Raw genomic sequence first — 18,570 nt, 5'->3', positions numbered from 1 at the left:
TGCTTTAATTCTCTTTCCATCTAAGTTCGATCGTATCTCCGGCCTTTAATACTGCAGAATACGATGCATTCTCACCATTCAAATTGGTAATGATTGCCCTGCCGTTTGAAGCTGTGAGATCAAATTCGTAAAAATCAAAAATATCTACAAATATATACTGTGGTTTTCCGGTAAGTTTTACCGGCTGACCATTGATATATACTAATACCGCGTTGCCATCTTCCGGTTTTTCATCCGTGTTCTGTACACTCTGTACTTCTGTCTGTTCTGTTACATTTTCAGCTGTATCTTCTGCTGCAGCGTCTGACACTGAATCTGACTGGGACGCTTCTGCATTCACCGTGTTCTCATCTGTTGCCGCAGCTGCATTCCCGGCATTCACTGTGACTTCATCTGACGCAGCCATGCTGTCTGATCCTGCCGTATTTTCTTCTGATGCAGTAACATCGTCTGTTCCCTCTGTGCTGTCTGCATTTACCTGATCTCCATCTGGTGCGGCAGCATCATCTGTCCCCGCTGTACTCTCCTTTGCACTGCTGTCATCATGCGAAACTGCTGCATCTGCGCTATCCTGTGCCTCTGTCTTTGGCTCTACAATATCCGGTATCTCTTCTTCTTTGTATTCCCCGACAGTCGGTGTCTTTACTTCTTTCTGCTCTAACGGCTGGAATGATGGTTTACCATAAGAACGCACGGTCCACTCGATCGTGAAGTTTTCATAGATCAGGGAATCGAGTGTTGCACGACGATTATTTACTAAGATCACATGCTCAACATTCACTTCCACATCCATAAATTCTGCAAGCTGTCCTACTGTGTAGAAACTTTTGGTCTCCACCTGGTCTCCCTCTTTGATCTGATAGGAAGGCAGCTCTAAATTACCGTTGACCTCTAAGAACTTCGGACATCTTATCACATTTCCATTGACTACAAATGCCACGTAATCAGAAGTATATTCCTCTAACTGATCTAACGTGCAGGATGCCGGCTTTCCCGCTGTGGACGGCTCAATTATGATCTCACAGTTAGGCTCTAAGGCGGCATTCAGGTTTGTCGGCCGGTCATTCATATAAACTGCTGCCGACTCGCCCTGTTCTCCGCGGATGATACGTTTTGCACCGTTTACAAAAAAGTTAAGTTCCGATCCCCTCTTTGGGAAAAGATCCTCGTTCGGGAAACCTGCCTGCAATGCGGCATCCACGATCGTTAATCCCTCATTATCATATAATTTAAGCCGCTCACCATTGAAACGCACCATGATAAATCCATTTCTCTGCTCATAATAATTAAGGCAGATTCCGATCGGTGTTACAAGCAGCGGATCTTTCTTGATATCCTGCTGTTCAAAAACAACTTCCTGCAGTACCTCTTCGCCACGCAGTGCCACACGCACGTCCGGAAGATCTAATTTCTCTGCAAGCATTTTTGTGTAACCATGGATCTTACCACCGCCACCAACGATAAACGCTGCACTGACCGTCTGATCACCATTCAATTCTTTGATCTTGGCAGCTACTGCGGTTGTCATCTCATCCACTACAGGTTTAGTCAGCTCCCATACCTCTTTTGCCGGAATCGTATGCTCGATCAGCATGATATCTTTATAGGTGATCTCATCCTCTGTTGTGCTCTGCAATTTGATATATTCGGCAGTTTTAAAATCAACCAGATAATTCTGCACGATCAGTTCTGTCAGTTCATCTCCTGCAAGAGGAATCATACCGTATGCAATGATGCTTCCGTCTTTCGTAATGGAAATATCGGATGTTCCCGCTCCAATATCGACCAGTGCGATATTAAGCAGACGATAGCTTTCAGGGATTGCAACATTAATAGCAGCAATAGGCTCCAATGTCAGATTTGCTACTTCAAGTCCTGCCTGATTTACCGCCGCATAAAGTCCGTCCACTACATCCTCCGGCAGAAATGTTACGATAATATCTTCGCCGATACGGTCTGCTTTATGTGATTCAATGTTTGAAAATGGCTCATCATTCAAAAAATATCTGACCACTGAATATCCGACACAATAAAATTTGTAATTGGTATCATTCATCTCCTGTAAAATTTTCTGTGCCTTTTCAATTCCAAGCAGATCAAGTGTATGTATATCTTCTCCGGTGACTACGCTTTCCTCCGGATAATCGTAACTGATACTTGTTGTAACCGTCTTAAGCACACGTCCTGCGGCAGCAATACATACTTCCGTCAGGGTTTTTCCGATCTGTTTTTCCAACTGTTCTTTTACTTTTCTTATCGTCCCTGATACACGTCCGATATCATGGATCTGTCCATCTAACATCGCTCTTGTATCATGCTGCATGATATACTGTGCAGTTACGATAAACTGATCCTCTGTACGGTAACCTACAGTTCCAACTACATTTCTTGTACCAATGTCAAGTCCGAACACCAATGACTGTTCCATGTCTTTTCCGTCACTCATCTGCAGTATCTCCTACTCGTTCTCCATATTTGTGATTGCCAAATCAATCTGCTTTCTTGCTTCTTCCACCGTTCCGTTATTATCGATCACCACTTTACAATACTTCCGGTAAACAGATTCCTCTAACTGACTGTCAAAAATCTGCTGTACTTTCTGCATGGAATATCCGCGCGATCTCATAAGGCGTTCTTTTCTTATATCCTCTCTGGTATAAATATACCAAAGTTCGTCACAAATTTCATCATAATGTTCTTCAATCAAAAGTGCCGCCTCTAAAACAAGGATCTTAAGTTCTCCCTTTTCCCGCTCTGCTTCTGCAACAGTTCTGATGTATCTCTTGACTGCAGGATGCACGATTCCATTTAAAGTTTCTCTTTTTCCCCCATCTGAAAAAATAACTGCTGCTAACTTTTTCCGGTCAAACGAACCATCCTCTGACCAGATATCTTCATTCCGGAATCTGTCTTTTAATTTCTGATAACAATCTGTTCCCGGAAGCATCAGTTCGTGTGCGATCTCATCCGCCAGCATGACTTTTACGCCGTCTTTTGTTTCGAGATAATGAAGTATTTCTGATTTTCCCGCACCGACACCGCCGGTAATTCCTATAAATTTCATCTGTTCTGTGCTCCCCGAAACTGAAATATTTTATTTTGCTTCATACCAGTTTTTTCCCACATGTGCATCAATCTCAAGCGTTACCGCAAGGTCTGCTGCTCCATGCATTTCTTCTTCAAGAATCTTTTTGACTGCATCTTCCTCCTCAACCGCTGTCTCCACCAACAGTTCATCATGCACTGTTAAGATCAGACGCGATCTTAAATTTTCTTTTAACAGTCTGTCATGCACACGTATCATTGCGATCTTGATAATGTCTGCCGCCGTTCCCTGAATCGGAGAGTTCATGGCAACACGTTCACCAAACGAACGCTGCATAAAATTGCTGCTCGAAAGTTCCGGTACCGGACGCCTTCTTCCAAACATAGTCGTCACATAACCTTTTTCTTTTGCCTCCGTCACAAGTCCATCTAAAAATGTCTTGATCTTCGGATAAGTTTCAAAGTAACGCTCTATATACTCTGCTGCCTCTTTCTTACTGATGCTTAAATCCTGACTCAGTCCAAATGAACTGATTCCGTATACGATTCCAAAATTTACTGCCTTGGCATTGCGGCGCTGCAGATCCGTCACTTCGTCGAACGGAATGTGAAATACCTGGGATGCGGTAATTCTGTGAATATCCTGTGCTTCCCGGTATGCCTCGATCAGCTTTTCGTCCCCTGACATGTGCGCTAAAACGCGAAGTTCGATCTGCGAATAATCGGCATCCATAAACTCAAATCCTTCTTTTGGCACAAACGCCTTACGGATCAGTCTTCCCAGTTCGATCCGCATAGGAATATTCTGAAGATTCGGCTCCGTACTGCTCAAACGTCCGGTAGCTGTGATCGTCTGATTAAAACTGGTATGGATTCTGCCATCTTCTGCGATATAGTTTACCAGTCCGTCCGCATAGGTGGACTTTAACTTGGTAAGCTGACGGTATTCTAAAATATCGGAAACGATCGGGTATTCCGGTGCAAGCCGTTCTAACACATCTGCTGCCGTTGAGTATCCGGTCTTTGTTTTCTTCCCATATGGCATGGAAAGTTTCTCGAATAAAATTACTCCAAGCTGTTTTGGGGAATTGATATTAAATTCTTCCCCAGCCTCCTCATAAATCTGTTTTTCCAGTTCTGCGATACGCACTGCAAGTTTATCTCCATACTCCATCAGCGCATCCCTGCATGCAATGATTCCCTCATTTTCCATATCTGCAAGAGTAAATACAAGTGGCATCTCAATCTCGGAAAATAGCTGATCCATGCCCTCTTCTTTCAGATCATCTTCGAGTGTCTTCTTTGATGCCTGCGCCACATATGCCATGTAGCATACATAACTTAGGAATGCTTCCGGCGCATTTTTCATTGCCTGCTCTATGGTCTGTTTTCCAAGAAGATCCGCCTTAGACGGCACCATCTGTCCCAGATAGTCTTTTGCAATATCTTCATATGGATATTCATTTTTTAACGGATTCAGAAGATAGGCTGCGATCACTCCGTCAAAAAGATCTGATAAAGCAATATTACCATTTTTCTGACGTTCCAGTAAACCAAGTGCTGCAAGCTGTGGTTTTAAATCAAGTGTCGCATAGGATGAAGCTTCACTCGTGGTAAGCATGGACATGATCTGCTTTGCCGGAAGATTTTCTCCTGCTTTTATAAAAAAGGTTTCTTCCCCACCAATTGAAACGGCAGCACCAATGCAACACTCCACTGCATCATTTTCTGCGCTTTCAACGATGCCGGACGGCTCACTGTCTGCCCCCGGCATATCTCCTGCCGCAAACAGATTCATCTGCCCGTCTGCTTCCTCGTGGCTATCCTTCTTTTTATCTCCGAAAACAATATAAAAACCACAGTCTTTTCCGCGCAGCTTCGCAAATACTTTCTCTGCTTCCTTTCGGTCTTCCACAAATTTAAAATGTTCTGCCGCCTGATTTTTCGGAGTATCTACCTCAAACCGGTTTAAAAGATTTTTAAATTCCAAACGTTTGCAGAGAAGGTATGCCTCCTCCGTATACAGTCCAGAAATTCCATTTAGCTTTGCTCCTGCAAGATCATAATCAATATCCGCATGGATCTCGATCGTTGCAAGAGTCTTGCTCATCTGTGCAAGATCATAGTATTCTTTTAAATTTTTGCTTGCACGCGGCGGCTTTAATTCATCCACATGCGCATAGGCATTTTCAATACTTCCGTATTGCGCAATGATCGCAGTTGCCGTCTTTTCACCGATCCCAGGCACACCCGGAATATTGTCCGCTGTATCACCCATCAGTGCCTTGACATCTATAAATTCGATCGGTGTTACCTGATACTTTTCTTTTACCTCTGTGGCATTGTAATCTTCAATCTCTGTACCGGTGCGCTTTGTTTTTGGGATACGGATCTTTATATGATCCGTTGCAAGCTGTAAAAGATCACGGTCGCCGGAAACCACGGAAACGGTAAGACCTTTCTGTTCGCTCTGTTTTGCAATGGTTCCAAGCAGGTCATCTGCCTCGTAACCGCCTTTTTCGATCGTGGTGACTCCCATCGCCTTTAACATTTCTTTTATGAGCGGAACCTGTTCTCTCAGTTCCTGTGCCATCGGCTTTCTCGTGCCTTTGTATTCGGCGAACATTTTATGGCGGAAAGTCGGCTCTGACACATCAAATGCAACCGTCAGATAATCCGGCTGCTCCTCCTCTAAAATCTTGAACATAATATTCAAAAATCCATAGACTGCGTTCGTATGAAGTCCCTCCGAATTCGTCAGATCCGGGATTCCGAAAAATGCCCTGTTCAAAATACTGTGTCCGTCAATCAATACCAGCTTTCCGCCCATTGTTCTCTCCATTCTCTGTCTTTTAGATTGCTCTTGTGTAGCGTTTCAGCCACTCATTTTCCTCCGGTGTCATATACGGGGAAATGGTATCATATACCATCTTATGATAATCATTTAACATCTTTTTCTCACGTGCGCTTAAAAGATCCGGATCGATCGCATCAAGATCGATCGGCGCATAGGTAATATTTTCAAATTCCATGAACTGACCATACTCATTTTTCTCAGCCTTACGGCATACAAGTTCATTTTCCGTACGGATGCCGTATCTGCCCTCTAAATATACGCCCGGCTCATCTGTCGTGATCATTCCTTCTTCTAAAACACCATTGTCATGACGCTCCGGCACAACTCTCCAGCGGAAACCATTCGGTCCCTCATGTACGTTTAACACATACCCAACGCCATGTCCGGTACCGCATTTATAATCAATGCCCATCTCCCAGAGAGGACCACGGGACAAAATATCAAGGTTTAATCCGGTACATCCATATAAGAATTTCGCATGTGCAAGATTCATATTCGATCTGCATACGGTTGTGAAATGCAGACGCATCTCATCTGTGATCGGTCCAAGTGCCATGGTTCTTGTGATATCCGTGGTTCCCTCAAAGTAATGTCCGCCGGAATCCACCAGTAAGAATCCTTCCGGTTTTAATTCCGTATCTGATTCCGGTGTTGCAGCATAATGCATCATCGCAGCATTTGCACCATAAGCACAGATCGTATCAAAACTCAACTCAATAAAATTCTCCTGCTCTCTTCTTCGCGCTTCAAGATAGTCAGAAGCCGAGATCTCTGTCATAGGGATCTTGCCGATATTTGTCTTGAGCCAGTACATGAACTTCGTAAATGCAACACCGTCTTTTACATGTGCAGCTCTGGTGTTATCCACCTCCGTCTTATTTTTTACTGCTTTCATAAGCTCGGTCGGGTTCGGTTTATCCACAACTTTGATTGCTTTATCAAGACTGTTTACGATACGGTAATTAACCATGCCGCGGTTCATCAGCACGACTGCGTCTGCCGGGATTTCCGGTACATAATCGTAGACCGCATTATATGGTTTTGTAATGATATGGTTTTCATCCAGATAAGCACGGATCTTATCATCCACTACATCCTCCTGCAAAAACCAGATACATTCTGTTTCTGTCAGCACCAGATATGACAATACGACCGGCACATAATCAATATCATTGCCACGGATATTTAAAAGCCATGCGATATCATAAAGAGAAGTTAAAATATGGACATTTGCACCATTCTCCTTCATAGCTTTCCTTAGATCTGCAATTTTATCCGCGGTGCTTTTTCCGGAATATTTTTCTTCTAAAATAAATAAAGGCTGTTTTGACAATGCAGGGCGGTCTTCCCAGATCAGGTCGATCAGATCTTCTGTCACATGCATGGAGGCATTTTTTGCAGAAGCAATTTTTTCAAGTTTACCTCCCCAGGTACCGTTTACAACACGTCCGTCAAATCCGAGACATCCACCTTCGTTTAATTTATCTTTTACAAATTCATCTACTGTTGGCACGCCCTCTTCGCCCATGCGGTAGAGTGTAACTGTGCTGCCCTTAAGCTGGTTTTCCGCCTGTACAAAGTAACGTCCATCCGTCCAGAGCCCTGCCTCCTCTGCTGTGATAACGGCAGTTCCTGCAGAACCGGTAAATCCGGTAATAAACTTTCTTGCCTTAAAATGGTCTCCTACATATTCTGATTCATGGAAATCAGCAGTCGGCACAACATATACAGTGATCCCTCTTTTCTCCATCTCTGCACGCAGTGCCTTTAATCTTTCCTGTATCATTTCTTACTTTCCTCTTTCTTATATATTTTCCAAAATCTGTATATTACATGATGGCTGTTTCTTTCATCACGCATCCGTATACTCAAAAAACTTCGTATCGATCTCCGGATAAGATCGTTTTAATGAGATCGGTCTTCCGGAACGGTTCAAAAAGCAGTGGGAACTCTTTCCGGTTGTCCGCAGTTCTCCGGTCTCTTTGTCTGTCATCCGGTATTCCACATCCATCTTGATACCATTATAACGGGTGATCTTTGTCTCGATTACGACGGTATCATCAAAATGTACCATGCTGTGATACTCACAGGATACGGAGAGCACAGGACTTATGATCTCCATCTCCTCCATCTGTTTGTAACTGAGTCCGATCTGATCCATGAGATCCATCCTCGCCTCTTCCATCCATTTGATGTAATTTGAATGATGGATGATCCCCATCTGATCCGTCTCATAATATTTTGCATGATGCTCATATGGGCGGATTTTGATATCATCGGCATTTTCATTATAAATTTCTATCTCTTTTTTACTCATATAAATCACTACCTTTCTCAAACTCCTCCAAGCTATAGTATCTCACAGAACCGCTTTAATTTCAATGGTGCCTTTTTATCCGTGCGGTCAGGCATGCGGTCAGGATAACGATCATAACACAGACAAATGAGATCCCGGCTCCCACCATAAATCCAGGTGTCCGGTAACGCAGTTCGATCGTGTGTGTTCCTTTTTCAAGATAAGTACTGATAAATGCCTCTCCAAAAACTTCCGGCTTGGTTTCTTCTCCATCAACATACAATTTCCATCCTGCATCATCCGCCACTGAAAAGATCAGCCGTCCTTCTTTTTTCACATCGATCGTTCCGGTGATCTTCGTATCGGAAAATGACGTCATCTCCATCGTCTGCTCATTTAATGTCTGATAAGCAGTATCTACTGCATCGAGATTTAAGGCATATGCAGTAATGTTCACCCTCTCCTCGCTGCTGTTTTTGATCTTTACTTCCGTACCTGCCGTGCAGTATCCAAGATCAAGCGTATAACCATGCGAAACTTTCGTGAAAGATTTTGTCCTGCCGTCACTGATCTCTTCTGTCAGGCTGTCCACGGTCGTCGAATCATAGGTAGCAAAAATATATGCATCTTCCTGCACATCAATCGTTGATTCTCCGACCACTGATTCCGATGGGATCTCTGTCAGCATCGTCTCATCTGCACCGAGAAGTTCTGCAAGTTTATTCTGCGCTGTGATCTCGTCTAAATCAGAATAATCCCACGCTTCGATCACATTCTCATCCATCATAAAGCCAAGCGGGAGCACGTATTTATTTTCATAGAGATAAGTGTTTCCGCTTCCTGCCACAAAAGAACGGATCGGATTTGCCTCAAGCGCATTATCTGCGATCACATAGCGCAGGGATAACATCGCAGATAAAAGCGGTGTTGCCCCATTCACGCAGTAAAAATTCTTACCGCCCTCCATTCCGACTGCCTGATAAAAATGACTGACATCTAAATTCATCAGTGACGAAAACTGTGTTGCAGAACGATATCCATACAATGCGGCATCATTTTTCGTTTTACGCTCTAATTCCTCTGTCCGGTAAAATAATACGCCTTCCTTCTGTGCCTGATCTTTTGCCTCTGCAAGTACCACATGATAATCATCCACCGCCTTTACATAAGCAGTCCTGCTTGTTGTCTCAAGTCCGGTCACATTGTAATTAAAGAATAATTCTAACAGCATCGCTACGCAGCCACAGACAAGCATGATCTTCTTCAGTTCTTCCCTGGTTGCCCTTTTGATCCTTCCGATCTTTTTTACCTCATCTTCCCGGATACATTCCTCCGCATAAAAATAGATCAGCAGCACCACAATATAGCTGCCCAGAAATACATAAGTTGCCGTTGCCGCGCTCTCTCCTAAGATCGTCCCATCGGAAAAATGACAGGAAACTGCCATCAGACCAACTGATGCCACTCCCGCTGCGATCACATCTAAAAACCGCGTCCCTTTAAAATGTAAAAATGCCTCATATGCAACCGCAAGCAATAAAAATGCGTATAAAAAAGTCTGTCTTCCCGGCAGGGAATCAGGAAAATGCATACCATGCCAGATGAAATCAAGTATATTATTTGAAAAACTGAGAACAAAAAATACTGCCAGAATTCCACGCGCCAGCTTCTTTTTCCAGGATATTTCACGATTAAGCAAATATAGTACAAACAAAAGAATAACAAATACTCCACAGTAAATATTTGGCCAGTGGTCTTTTCCTGTATAGGGCTCTGCCATCACAGAATGTCTTCCCAGCTCCGCAATGATGTTAAAATACCATTCCATCGTATCCGGGAACGAAATATTCTGTGACCCACTCGCACCAAGTGTGATCGCCTCAGGAATGATCAGAACTGCACCCGTTCCACCTGCCAGAAGAGAATAAACTGCAAAACGAATCCAGGCCCCGATCCCTGTTTCCTTATTTTCAAGCCATGTGATCAAAAACCAGATCACCTGAAAAATGCATACCATGATCGCAATGTAATAATTACTGATAATGCATAAAGACAGCGAGATATAATAAAGCAGTACCTTTTTCTCTTTGATCAGTTTTTCGAGTCCAAGAACAACAAGCGGCGCTAACATCATACAGTCTAACCACATGATATCCCATGCATAGGCTGCGGAGAATCCGCACAATGCATAGGCTGTCGCAAAAATACTGACCGCAATATGATTTTTTTCAAAGTGCTCTTTTAAATAATAACCAAAAAACAGTCCCGCAAATGAAATTTTCAAGATCACAAGCAAGGTCATAAATTCGATCACATGATTTTGCGGACATAACAGCAGCAGCCAGTTCAGGGGGCTTGCCAGATAATAGGCATACAGAGAGATGAAATCTGCCCCCAGTCCGACATTCCATGAGTAAAACAGACTGCCGCCATGTTTGATCTTATCCATCAGCTCCGTGAAAAAAGGACAGTACTGATGGTACATATCAATGTGTAAAATACACTGCTCTCCAAACGGATAAACATCATGAAGGATACATATCACAACCAGAATAAAAAATGGCAGAAAGAATGAAGCAAGAAGCGGCATTCTTTCTTCCCACAATTGATTTTGTAGTTTCTTTTCTCTTTTCAAAACAAAACCTCTCTTTTTATCATTTTCTAATTGACAGTTCCATGATCAAACAACTCATAATACTGCAGTTTCCGGTAAATATCCATCTCATCTTTTTCATCGGAAGCCCGCACTTCACTGCCATCTGCTTTTACCGTACGCACGGCAGAAATGACCGGATATTCTGTCTTTAAATGCATCAGATAGGAACGGTATTCGTCCAGTGGAACACCTGCACGCTCTAACACTTCTGCTGCAAGATAATTTGCACTCGTATCTGCACCCGTTTCCTCATCAATATCATAATTTGCCCATACCACATAAGGAACCTGATAACGCAGTTTCTGCTGTTCCTCTGTCAGGTGATTCCAGGACATTCCATTTTTTGCAAGAACCGTAGATGCAACGGCATCACTCGGCTGGTGATCCCCGAAGAAAACGATCACTGTTTTTTCATCTGCATCTTTAAAATAAGAGATTAAAGACTCCAACGCTGAATCAGAAAGTTTTACCAGCGATAAATACTGCTGCAGCGAAAAATTAGTGGAATCTTTCACTGAGATATCCGGGGTAAAATTGCCATACTGATCCTGATATCCACCGTGATTCTGCATTGTCACATTAAAAACAAACAATGGTTTATCTGTTTCTTTATTTTCATAAAATTCGATAATCTTATCCACACAGCTCTCATCACTGATATACTGTCTCACATACTGTGGATTCACATACTCATCTTTAAATACACTTTCGTTAAAACCTAACATCGGATAAACCGTATCACGTTCCCATCCGCCTGCATTGTATGGATGTGTTGCAATCGTCTGATATCCTAATGTTTTCAGATAATCCGGAAGTGCCTTTAAATCCCCATTGATATACTGCTGGTACGGAATACTTCCCTGTGGAAGAAATGCCATGGTATTGCCGGTCAGAAATTCAAACTCGGTATTTGCCGTATTTCCGCCACATACAGATACGTTTAACATTCCGGTAACCGTATTTTCTGCTCCCTGTTCCAAGCTGTGAATAAACGGCATGTAATCCTCATTTGTCTCAAAATCACCCAGAACCGACAGATCCGAAAACGACTCATTCATCATCACAATGATATTTGGAAGTTCTTCATCCTTTTGTGTATCATCTTTTGCTGCCGGATCAGTATCCTCCGACATTGCACCTCCTGCTCCGTAGGAATCAAGCACTGCCTGTGCCTCCGAGTCACTGTAATGCTCCGGTTTATCGATCGACATATATGCAAGATTCATCACAAATGTGACTGCCATTCCATCCACATCTGTCATGTAGACCGGTGTAAACAGCTTATTATAAAGTCTGTGGCTGTTCTGAAAGCTCTCCTGCTGTAAGGTTCCCGCAAACAGTGAAAGCACCACAGCCACAAGTGCTGCCGGAATAAGCCGTTTCCAGAATACAAAACGTGTTACTTTTACCTTTATAAAATGAAATAATGCGATTGCCACAAGAAACACCAGTGTTACCACGACCATACGCGTATCCGGCATAAAATTATAATTATCCGCCACACTCGCCGCCGTTTTCCATGAAAAAATATCCCACGGCACGATCGGATTTGTACGGAAACGCACTACATAACTGTTTGCAATACCATAGATCATCGCCACACCATAAACGATCCGGTGTGCTGTCTTTAATTTTCCTGTCAGCAAAAACAGTACAATCGTTACCAGTAAAAACAGTACAATATTAAAAAACTGAGCCCACGGACGCACGACCATAAACGGATTGTGTGAATAACACTCCATAAGATAAAAACATGCCGCAGGCGGCAATATGACAAGCAGCAACGATATGATACTGCTTCCTGCCTTTTTTAAAATATCATTCTTCTTATCCGACTTTTTGTTCCTGGCTGCTATTTTCTCATTTCTCTGCTCTTTTAATTTTTCCCAGAAACCTTTTGGTTTCGTATTTTTTCTTTTTCTGCTAGCATTCATGTCAAACCTCATTTCAAGGGTGTATCTTCCCTTTAGATAATTAGCCGAATGATATTTTAGCACATTCCTCCAGCAAATAACATCTATTCGTAAAAAATTCATAAATTCATAAGTTTCCAGTATTGCAACACTATTTCCCAGCCTTTATTTTTTGCATGTTCTGTCGAATAAAATAGTTATTTTGACGCTTTATGTTAATAAAGCAATAATCTTTCCCACAGACGTCTTTATTGTCTTGACATTTCAAATAATTTTTTTTAACATGAAAATATATACAATACCTGTATCGATTTGAGTGGCGCAAAAAGGAAGATGAAAATGAATAGTGAATCTGAAATCAACCGTCTGACAAAAGAGAATGAAACTTTCCGAAAAATCATTGAAACACAGCAGCATACGATCAATCTTCTCATTGATCATTTTATTGCCGGTAATACAGATAAACAGATCAAAAAGAACTAAATTTTGTATTTTTATTAAAAAAACAGAGCGACCGTCTGCCGCTCTGTTCCTTTTATCCGTGATAAAAAATCTTCCTTCAAAATATGCAATCTGCTGTTTATGATCTTTTTGGGCACAAAAAAAGCTGCTGACGGGAATCGGACCCGTGACCTCCGCACTACCAATGCGACGCTCTACCGACTGAGCCACAGCAGCATTGTGTTTTTCAACACCTGTATTACTATACAATAGGATTGTACGCTTGTCAAGCATAAAATGCAGGAAATTTTTGTAATTTTTCAAAAAATTTACACAATCCCAGATCAACATTCCATGTCTCACCGGGATTGTGTTCTTCGGGTCTTCTGGCCAGATGGTGTTTTGTCACCACATCCGTTATGTTCTTCCCGTTTTGTTTCAATCAGCCTCTCCTTTTTTACATCCGATTCATAATCTTGATGTGTGACTTAAAAAGAGAATAATATTTCATTCCCTTATCTTTGCCATAATGTCCCTGCAATGCAGCTCTTAATGAATTGAGATTCTTTCTCTTCGCATTTGCCTTATACAAAAACGAGGAAAAATCTTCCGGACAGTCCAGTTTTGGATCACTGTAGGCAAATACTGTCTGACAATAAACATCAAACTTCTCTTCCTCACTGATCGCATTCTGATTCTCACGGCAGATCGCATATGCAGAACTGTTCTTTGCTTCCTGGTAAAGTTCTTTTCCAATCTCTTCCCCAAAGAACAATACCAGTGCATTGTGAAAATCTGCAAGACGATCTTTGCTGATGCAGGTAAGCAGGCTGCGGATAACCTCATCCTGTTCCTTTGAAATCTCTGGTGTTTTCACCATTATATTCTTCTCAGGATCTGCATCTGACAATTCTTCATCCTGCTGATTCCCATCTGCTGTTTCATCCGGTCTCATAATTTCATCCGGCATTTCCATCTGAATCTCTTCTGGTTCAGACATTTCTTCTGATTCCGCATATTTTTCTGTCTGTACCTGTTCTTCCGCAGTTACCGTTTCGTTTTTCATAGACTCAGCTGTCTGCTCCGTCGCAGCTTCTGTCTCGTGTTTCAGAAACTCTGCGGTCTGCCCTGTCGCAGCTTCTGTCTCGTGTTTCAGAAACTCTGCCGTCTGCCCTGTCGCAGCTTCTGTCTCGTGTTTCAGAAACTCTGCCGTCCGCCCTGTCGCAGCTTCTGTGGAATTTTCCAATAACTCTGCTGTTTTTGTCTTCTGCTGTAATCTGCGGCTTAATTCTTTTCCGCTGATACGCTGTACCGGCATATTACGCTGTTTCCAATAGCGGACTGCTGCATCAAATCCGGTATCATTTGAAACGATCACATAACTGTTTTCCTGATTCTCACACAACATATACCCAAGCTGTGTAACAAGCTGGAAATCAAGTGCATTGCTTCCCTCAAAACATTTTATAAACTCTGCTTCTTTCTCCGTCTCCTTTAATAACCTCACATTTTCGTAATTCATATGCGGACTTTTCTGCGTATAAAATACGATCACTTCCTCATCAGGCTGTGATGCTACCAGTAACGGTACCCATATATCTCCTACATTCTCACTGTCAACCAAATATATTCTTTTCATCTGATCACCGGCTGATCGAAACACATTTATTATAACATAAGACGGAATCATGCCTCTACTCTTTTTTACAGAATATCAATATATTCTCCCGCAAGTGCTTTATTCATGCTGCGTACTGCACAGAATTTTCCACACATGGAACAGGTATCCTCGTGTTCCGGTTTTCTGCTGTTCCAGATTGCTTTAGCCGTTTCCGGATCTATTGCACATTCCCACTGTGCATCCCAGTCTAATACACGTCTTGCATCTGCCATCTTATCATCGATCTCCCTTGCTCCACGGACACCCTTTGCAATGTCTGCTGCATGTGCTGCGATCTTCGATGCAATGATCCCCTGTTTTACATCCTCCACGTTTGGCAGTGCCAGGTGTTCTGCCGGTGTGACATAACATAAGAATGCTGCTCCGTTCTGCGCTGCGATCGCCCCTCCGATCGCAGATGTGATATGATCATATCCTGGTGCAATATCCGTAACAAGTGGTCCTAACACATAAAAAGGTGCACCCATACAGATTGTCTGCTGGATCTTCATATTGGCTGCGATCTGATCCATCGGCATATGACCCGGTCCTTCGACCATAACCTGTACATCTTTCTCCCATGCACGTTTTGTCAGTTCTCCAAGTCTTACCAGTTCTTCAATCTGGCATACATCAGATGCATCCGCAAGACATCCGGGACGGCAGGCATCTCCAAGTGAAATGGTCACATCATGCTCACGGCAGATCTCAAGGATCTCATCGTAATATTCATAAAACGGATTTTCTTCTCCAGTCATACACATCCACGCAAATACAAGAGAACCTCCGCGGGAAACAATATTCATTTTACGTTTATGTTTCCGGATCTGCTCGATCGTCTTTCTTGTGATTCCACAGTGCAGTGTCACAAAATCCACGCCGTCCTCCGCATGCAGACGTACCACATCAATAAAATCTTTTGCAGTCAGTGTCGCAAGATCTCTCTGATAATGGATAACGGAATCATAGATCGGCACTGTACCGATCATAGCCGGACATTCTGCTGTCAGTTTTCTGCGGAACGGAATTGTATTTCCATGAGAGGATAAATCCATAATAGCATGTGCGCCCATATTGACTGCCGCCATAACTTTCTCCATCTCCACATCATAATCTTTGCAGTCCCTTGACACACCAAGATTGACATTGATCTTTGTGCGGAGCATGGACCCCACGCCCTCCGGATCAATACATGTGTGATGTTTGTTTGCGCAGATTGCAACTTTTCCCTCTGCTACAAGCGGCATCAGTTCCTCTACTGTCATACGCTCCTTTTTTGCCACGATCTCTAATTCTTTTGTCACAATGCCTTTTCTTGCTGCATCCATCTGTGTTGTATACTGTTCCATACATTTTCTCCTTTTCGCATGAAAGACTGCTGGCGATGAGAATTTTTCTATGAATGATTAAAAAAATCTCCTGCCGCAAGTGCGACAGGAGATAACATCTTCCCAATACGCTCCCTACGACAGTATTAACTGACAGGTTCAAAGAGTCAGGTTTTAACCTTCTCAACTGCAATCTCTCCAGGCACTATCCCAGACATGCAGTCCCTCTGCGTTGTTTTCTATTATATTTTACCGACTCATTCAGTCTAGCGGAATCTATGATAGTTGTCAATATTTGTACAATAAAAAAGACAGCCGATGCTGTCTTTTTAGGAGAAGGTATTTTTACTATGGGGTATAGCAAAAACTATATATAATGTATTGGGGGGTTTTTACAGTCATTATAATAGCATGATTTTCTCAATAAGTGTTCACAAATGTTACAATTTTCTCTTTTATTTTTTATGCAACATGCATAATTATTTTTCGTAACAATCCACAAAAAAGCAGATAATTCTTTTACATCTTCCCCATTTCAGGATTCATCTCACGGATTTTTGCCTTAATACGCGAAAGCGCATTATCAATGGATTTTGGCGTCTTTCCCATCTTTTCTGCAATCTGCTGATAATGAAGTCCCGCAAGGTACTGGTCTAATACTTCCCGTTCCATCCTGCTTAAATGTGTCCGGAGCCTTTTCCAGAACTGCGCTACATTCTCCTGATCGATCATCATCTGCTCCGGATTGCCGATTCCATCCATCGTCAGTGTTTCCGCCAGCGGATATCCGTTTTCGCCGTTTTCTGAATAGAAAGAAACATAAGAATTAAGTGGTGCATGCTTCTTGCGGTTTGACGCCTCAACTGCCTTATATAACTGTCTTGTGATACATAATTCCGCAAAATGAAAAAAAGACGCTTCTTTCGTGTTATCAAAATCTCTGATTGCCTTAAACAGACCGATCATTCCCTCCTGGATCAGATCATCCGTCTCCCCACCGATTAAAAATACTGCATTTGCCTTTTTGCGGACCAGCGGTTTATATTTATCCAGAATATAATCCATGATCTTTCCGTCCGTATCACCGCTGTCTTTTAATACCGCGATCAACTGTTCGTCTGTCAAATCCTGATATGACTCTAACATGTTCCTCCCAAGACTCCCGCTGCAAATTTAGCGCATACGCTGCCGCACGATCTCATATGCAAGTACACCTGCTGCTACTGATGCGTTCAAAGAATCAATATCCCCCTTCATTGGGATAGACGCAACAAAATCGCAGTTTTCACGCACAAGTCTGCCAACACCTTCGCCTTCACTGCCGATCACAAGACCGATCGGTCCTTTCAGATCGAGATCATACATACAGGTTCCATCCATATCTGCGCAGACAAACCACATTCCTTTGTCCTTTAACTCTTTCATCGTTGCAGTCAGATTTGTTACCTTTGCAACCGGGGTATAGTTGATCGCTCCGGCAGATGTCTTTGCCACGGTAGCTGTCAGACCAACTGCACGGCGTTTTGGAATAATAACACCATGTGCCCCCGCAAGATTTGCGGTACGGATGATCGCACCAAGATTATGTGGGTCCTCAATATTATCCAGAATAAATAAGAACGGCGGCTCACCCTTTTCTTCTGCCAGTTTTAACATATCTTCCACCTCGGCATATTCATATGCAGCAGCAACAGCGATCACACCCTGGTGTTTTTTTGTCTCAGAAAGCTGGTCTAAGCGTTCCTTTTCCACAAAATGTACGATCGTGTCGTGTTTTTTTGCCTCTCTTACGATTGTGCGTACCGGACCGTCCTGACAGCCGTCTAACACAAATAATTTATCAATCGTTTTTCCGGAACGGAATGCCTCAAGCACCGCATTCCGTCCCTCTATTTTCAGCTCTTCGTAGCCCATTACTCTCTCCTTTTACATTTTCAGTGCAAGTTCGTCCACACCTATCTTTACCAGTTCCACCAGACGTTCAAACTCATCTTTTAAATACAGATATCCCATCAGTGCCTCAAATCCGGTTGCTTTCCGGTAGTCTGACATTGTCGCATTTTTTGCCATTGTCGGCGATTTTGCATTTCTTCCGCGGCGGTACACTTCCGTTTCTTCCTCCGTCAGAACCGGAAGTAATTTCTCGATCATCTCCGCCTGTGTGTGCGCTTTTACAATCTGGCTTGTCCTCTTATGAAGCTCTCCTGCTCTCGTGTTTCCTTTTCCGACAACAACCGAACGGATCACCAGGTCAAATATCCCATCTCCGATATATGCTAACGTAAGAGGTGAATATGTCCGGATATCTACTTCACTGATCCCAAACTGTTCTTTAATATAGGAATCTATTCCTTTCTGCATCGGCATTTCCCCT

At 42.8% G+C, this 18,570-nt stretch carries 13 protein-coding genes, 1 tRNA gene and 1 riboswitch; of the genes, 1 reads left to right on the top strand and 13 read right to left on the bottom strand.

Translation table 11 applies throughout. The features are described 5' to 3' along the window. Positions 1 to 4: 4 nt before the first annotated feature. From pilM to H8S51_RS06045, 7 genes are all read right to left on the bottom strand, one after another. Positions 5 to 2,446: a cell division protein FtsA gene (gene pilM / locus H8S51_RS06075; RefSeq protein WP_241070933.1), complete on the bottom strand. Its 2,442-nt coding sequence runs from the start codon at positions 2,444 to 2,446 to the stop codon at positions 5 to 7. 12 nt (positions 2,447 to 2,458) lie between these two features. Continuing rightward, the gene (coaE, locus tag H8S51_RS06070; protein ID WP_241070932.1) at positions 2,459 to 3,064 is read right to left on the bottom strand and encodes a dephospho-CoA kinase; all 606 of its coding nucleotides are present in this window, start codon (positions 3,062 to 3,064) and stop codon (positions 2,459 to 2,461) included. A gap of 30 nt (positions 3,065 to 3,094) precedes the next feature. After that, complete coding sequence (polA, locus tag H8S51_RS06065) at positions 3,095 to 5,875, bottom strand: DNA polymerase I (protein WP_186898976.1); 2,781 nt, start codon at positions 5,873 to 5,875, stop codon at positions 3,095 to 3,097. A 22-nt stretch (positions 5,876 to 5,897) separates the two neighbouring features. Beyond that, positions 5,898 to 7,688, bottom strand: coding sequence for an aminopeptidase P family protein (locus H8S51_RS06060; protein ID WP_186898977.1), 1,791 nt, complete (start codon positions 7,686 to 7,688; stop codon positions 5,898 to 5,900). Between the two features lie 66 nt (positions 7,689 to 7,754). Beyond that, entirely contained in the window at positions 7,755 to 8,219 is a 465-nt protein-coding gene (locus H8S51_RS06055) for an acyl-CoA thioesterase (RefSeq protein WP_186898978.1), read from the bottom strand. Between the two features lie 61 nt (positions 8,220 to 8,280). After that, a complete protein-coding gene (locus tag H8S51_RS06050) occupies positions 8,281 to 10,833 on the bottom strand; it encodes a YfhO family protein (RefSeq protein WP_241070931.1) in 2,553 nt (850 codons plus the stop codon). A gap of 26 nt (positions 10,834 to 10,859) precedes the next feature. After that, complete coding sequence (locus tag H8S51_RS06045) at positions 10,860 to 12,890, bottom strand: LTA synthase family protein (protein ID WP_408639569.1); 2,031 nt, start codon at positions 12,888 to 12,890, stop codon at positions 10,860 to 10,862. 216 nt (positions 12,891 to 13,106) lie between these two features. Here H8S51_RS06045 and H8S51_RS06040 point away from each other — a divergent pair, with 216 nt between their 5' ends. Then, positions 13,107 to 13,250, top strand: a complete 144-nt coding sequence (locus H8S51_RS06040) for an adenylate kinase (protein ID WP_158570861.1) — start codon at positions 13,107 to 13,109, stop codon at positions 13,248 to 13,250. Positions 13,251 to 13,372: 122 nt separating this feature from the next. On the opposite strand, the gene H8S51_RS06035 is transcribed toward H8S51_RS06040, so the two are convergent. The 6 genes from H8S51_RS06035 to H8S51_RS06010 all read right to left on the bottom strand — a co-directional run bounded on the left by H8S51_RS06035 (position 13,373) and on the right by H8S51_RS06010 (position 18,557). Continuing rightward, positions 13,373 to 13,445, bottom strand: a tRNA-Thr gene (locus H8S51_RS06035). A 220-nt stretch (positions 13,446 to 13,665) separates the two neighbouring features. Further along, positions 13,666 to 14,847, bottom strand: a complete 1,182-nt coding sequence (locus tag H8S51_RS06030; protein ID WP_186898980.1) for a PIN domain-containing protein — start codon at positions 14,845 to 14,847, stop codon at positions 13,666 to 13,668. Between the two features lie 65 nt (positions 14,848 to 14,912). Continuing rightward, complete coding sequence (thiC, locus tag H8S51_RS06025; protein ID WP_117919768.1) at positions 14,913 to 16,217, bottom strand: phosphomethylpyrimidine synthase ThiC; 1,305 nt, start codon at positions 16,215 to 16,217, stop codon at positions 14,913 to 14,915. Between the two features lie 94 nt (positions 16,218 to 16,311). Next, a riboswitch (TPP riboswitch) is annotated at positions 16,312 to 16,435 on the bottom strand. 280 nt (positions 16,436 to 16,715) lie between these two features. Then, positions 16,716 to 17,342, bottom strand: a complete 627-nt coding sequence (locus tag H8S51_RS06020) for a sigma-70 family RNA polymerase sigma factor (RefSeq protein WP_117919770.1) — start codon at positions 17,340 to 17,342, stop codon at positions 16,716 to 16,718. A gap of 27 nt (positions 17,343 to 17,369) precedes the next feature. Next, positions 17,370 to 18,110 carry a 23S rRNA (guanosine(2251)-2'-O)-methyltransferase RlmB gene (gene rlmB, locus H8S51_RS06015; protein WP_006858561.1) on the bottom strand — a complete coding sequence of 247 codons (741 nt, stop codon included), beginning with the start codon at positions 18,108 to 18,110 and terminating at the stop codon, positions 17,370 to 17,372. Positions 18,111 to 18,122: 12 nt separating this feature from the next. Then, positions 18,123 to 18,557, bottom strand: a complete 435-nt coding sequence (locus tag H8S51_RS06010) for a Mini-ribonuclease 3 (protein WP_186898981.1) — start codon at positions 18,555 to 18,557, stop codon at positions 18,123 to 18,125. Positions 18,558 to 18,570: the final 13 nt, after the last annotated feature.

It is taken from the genome of Roseburia rectibacter, assembly GCF_014287515.2.
Taxonomy (GTDB): Bacteria; Bacillota; Clostridia; order Lachnospirales; family Lachnospiraceae; genus Roseburia; species Roseburia rectibacter.
The sequence above is the reverse complement of the archived record's forward strand: the minus strand, read 5'-3'. Positions and strand labels throughout refer to the sequence as shown.

Bases quoted from the DNA above. Each gene is read 5' to 3' on its own strand.
- H8S51_RS06060 (WP_186898977.1), bottom strand. From the start codon at position 7,688: ATGATACAGGAAAGATTAAAGGCACTGCGTGCAGAGATGGAGAAAAGA.
- H8S51_RS06045 (WP_408639569.1), bottom strand. From the start codon at position 12,890: ATGAATTTTTTACGAATAGATGTTATTTGCTGGAGGAATGTGCTAAAA.
- rlmB (WP_006858561.1), bottom strand. From the start codon at position 18,110: ATGGGCTACGAAGAGCTGAAAATAGAGGGACGGAATGCGGTGCTTGAG.
- pilM (WP_241070933.1), bottom strand. From the start codon at position 2,446: ATGAGTGACGGAAAAGACATGGAACAGTCATTGGTGTTCGGACTTGAC.
- H8S51_RS06020 (WP_117919770.1), bottom strand. From the start codon at position 17,342: ATGTTAGAGTCATATCAGGATTTGACAGACGAACAGTTGATCGCGGTA.
- H8S51_RS06040 (WP_158570861.1), top strand. From the start codon at position 13,107: ATGAATAGTGAATCTGAAATCAACCGTCTGACAAAAGAGAATGAAACT.
- polA (WP_186898976.1), bottom strand. From the start codon at position 5,875: ATGGGCGGAAAGCTGGTATTGATTGACGGACACAGTATTTTGAACAGG.
- H8S51_RS06055 (WP_186898978.1), bottom strand. From the start codon at position 8,219: ATGAGTAAAAAAGAGATAGAAATTTATAATGAAAATGCCGATGATATC.
- H8S51_RS06010 (WP_186898981.1), bottom strand. From the start codon at position 18,557: ATGCAGAAAGGAATAGATTCCTATATTAAAGAACAGTTTGGGATCAGT.
- H8S51_RS06030 (WP_186898980.1), bottom strand. From the start codon at position 14,847: ATGAAAAGAATATATTTGGTTGACAGTGAGAATGTAGGAGATATATGG.
- thiC (WP_117919768.1), bottom strand. From the start codon at position 16,217: ATGGAACAGTATACAACACAGATGGATGCAGCAAGAAAAGGCATTGTG.
- coaE (WP_241070932.1), bottom strand. From the start codon at position 3,064: ATGAAATTTATAGGAATTACCGGCGGTGTCGGTGCGGGAAAATCAGAA.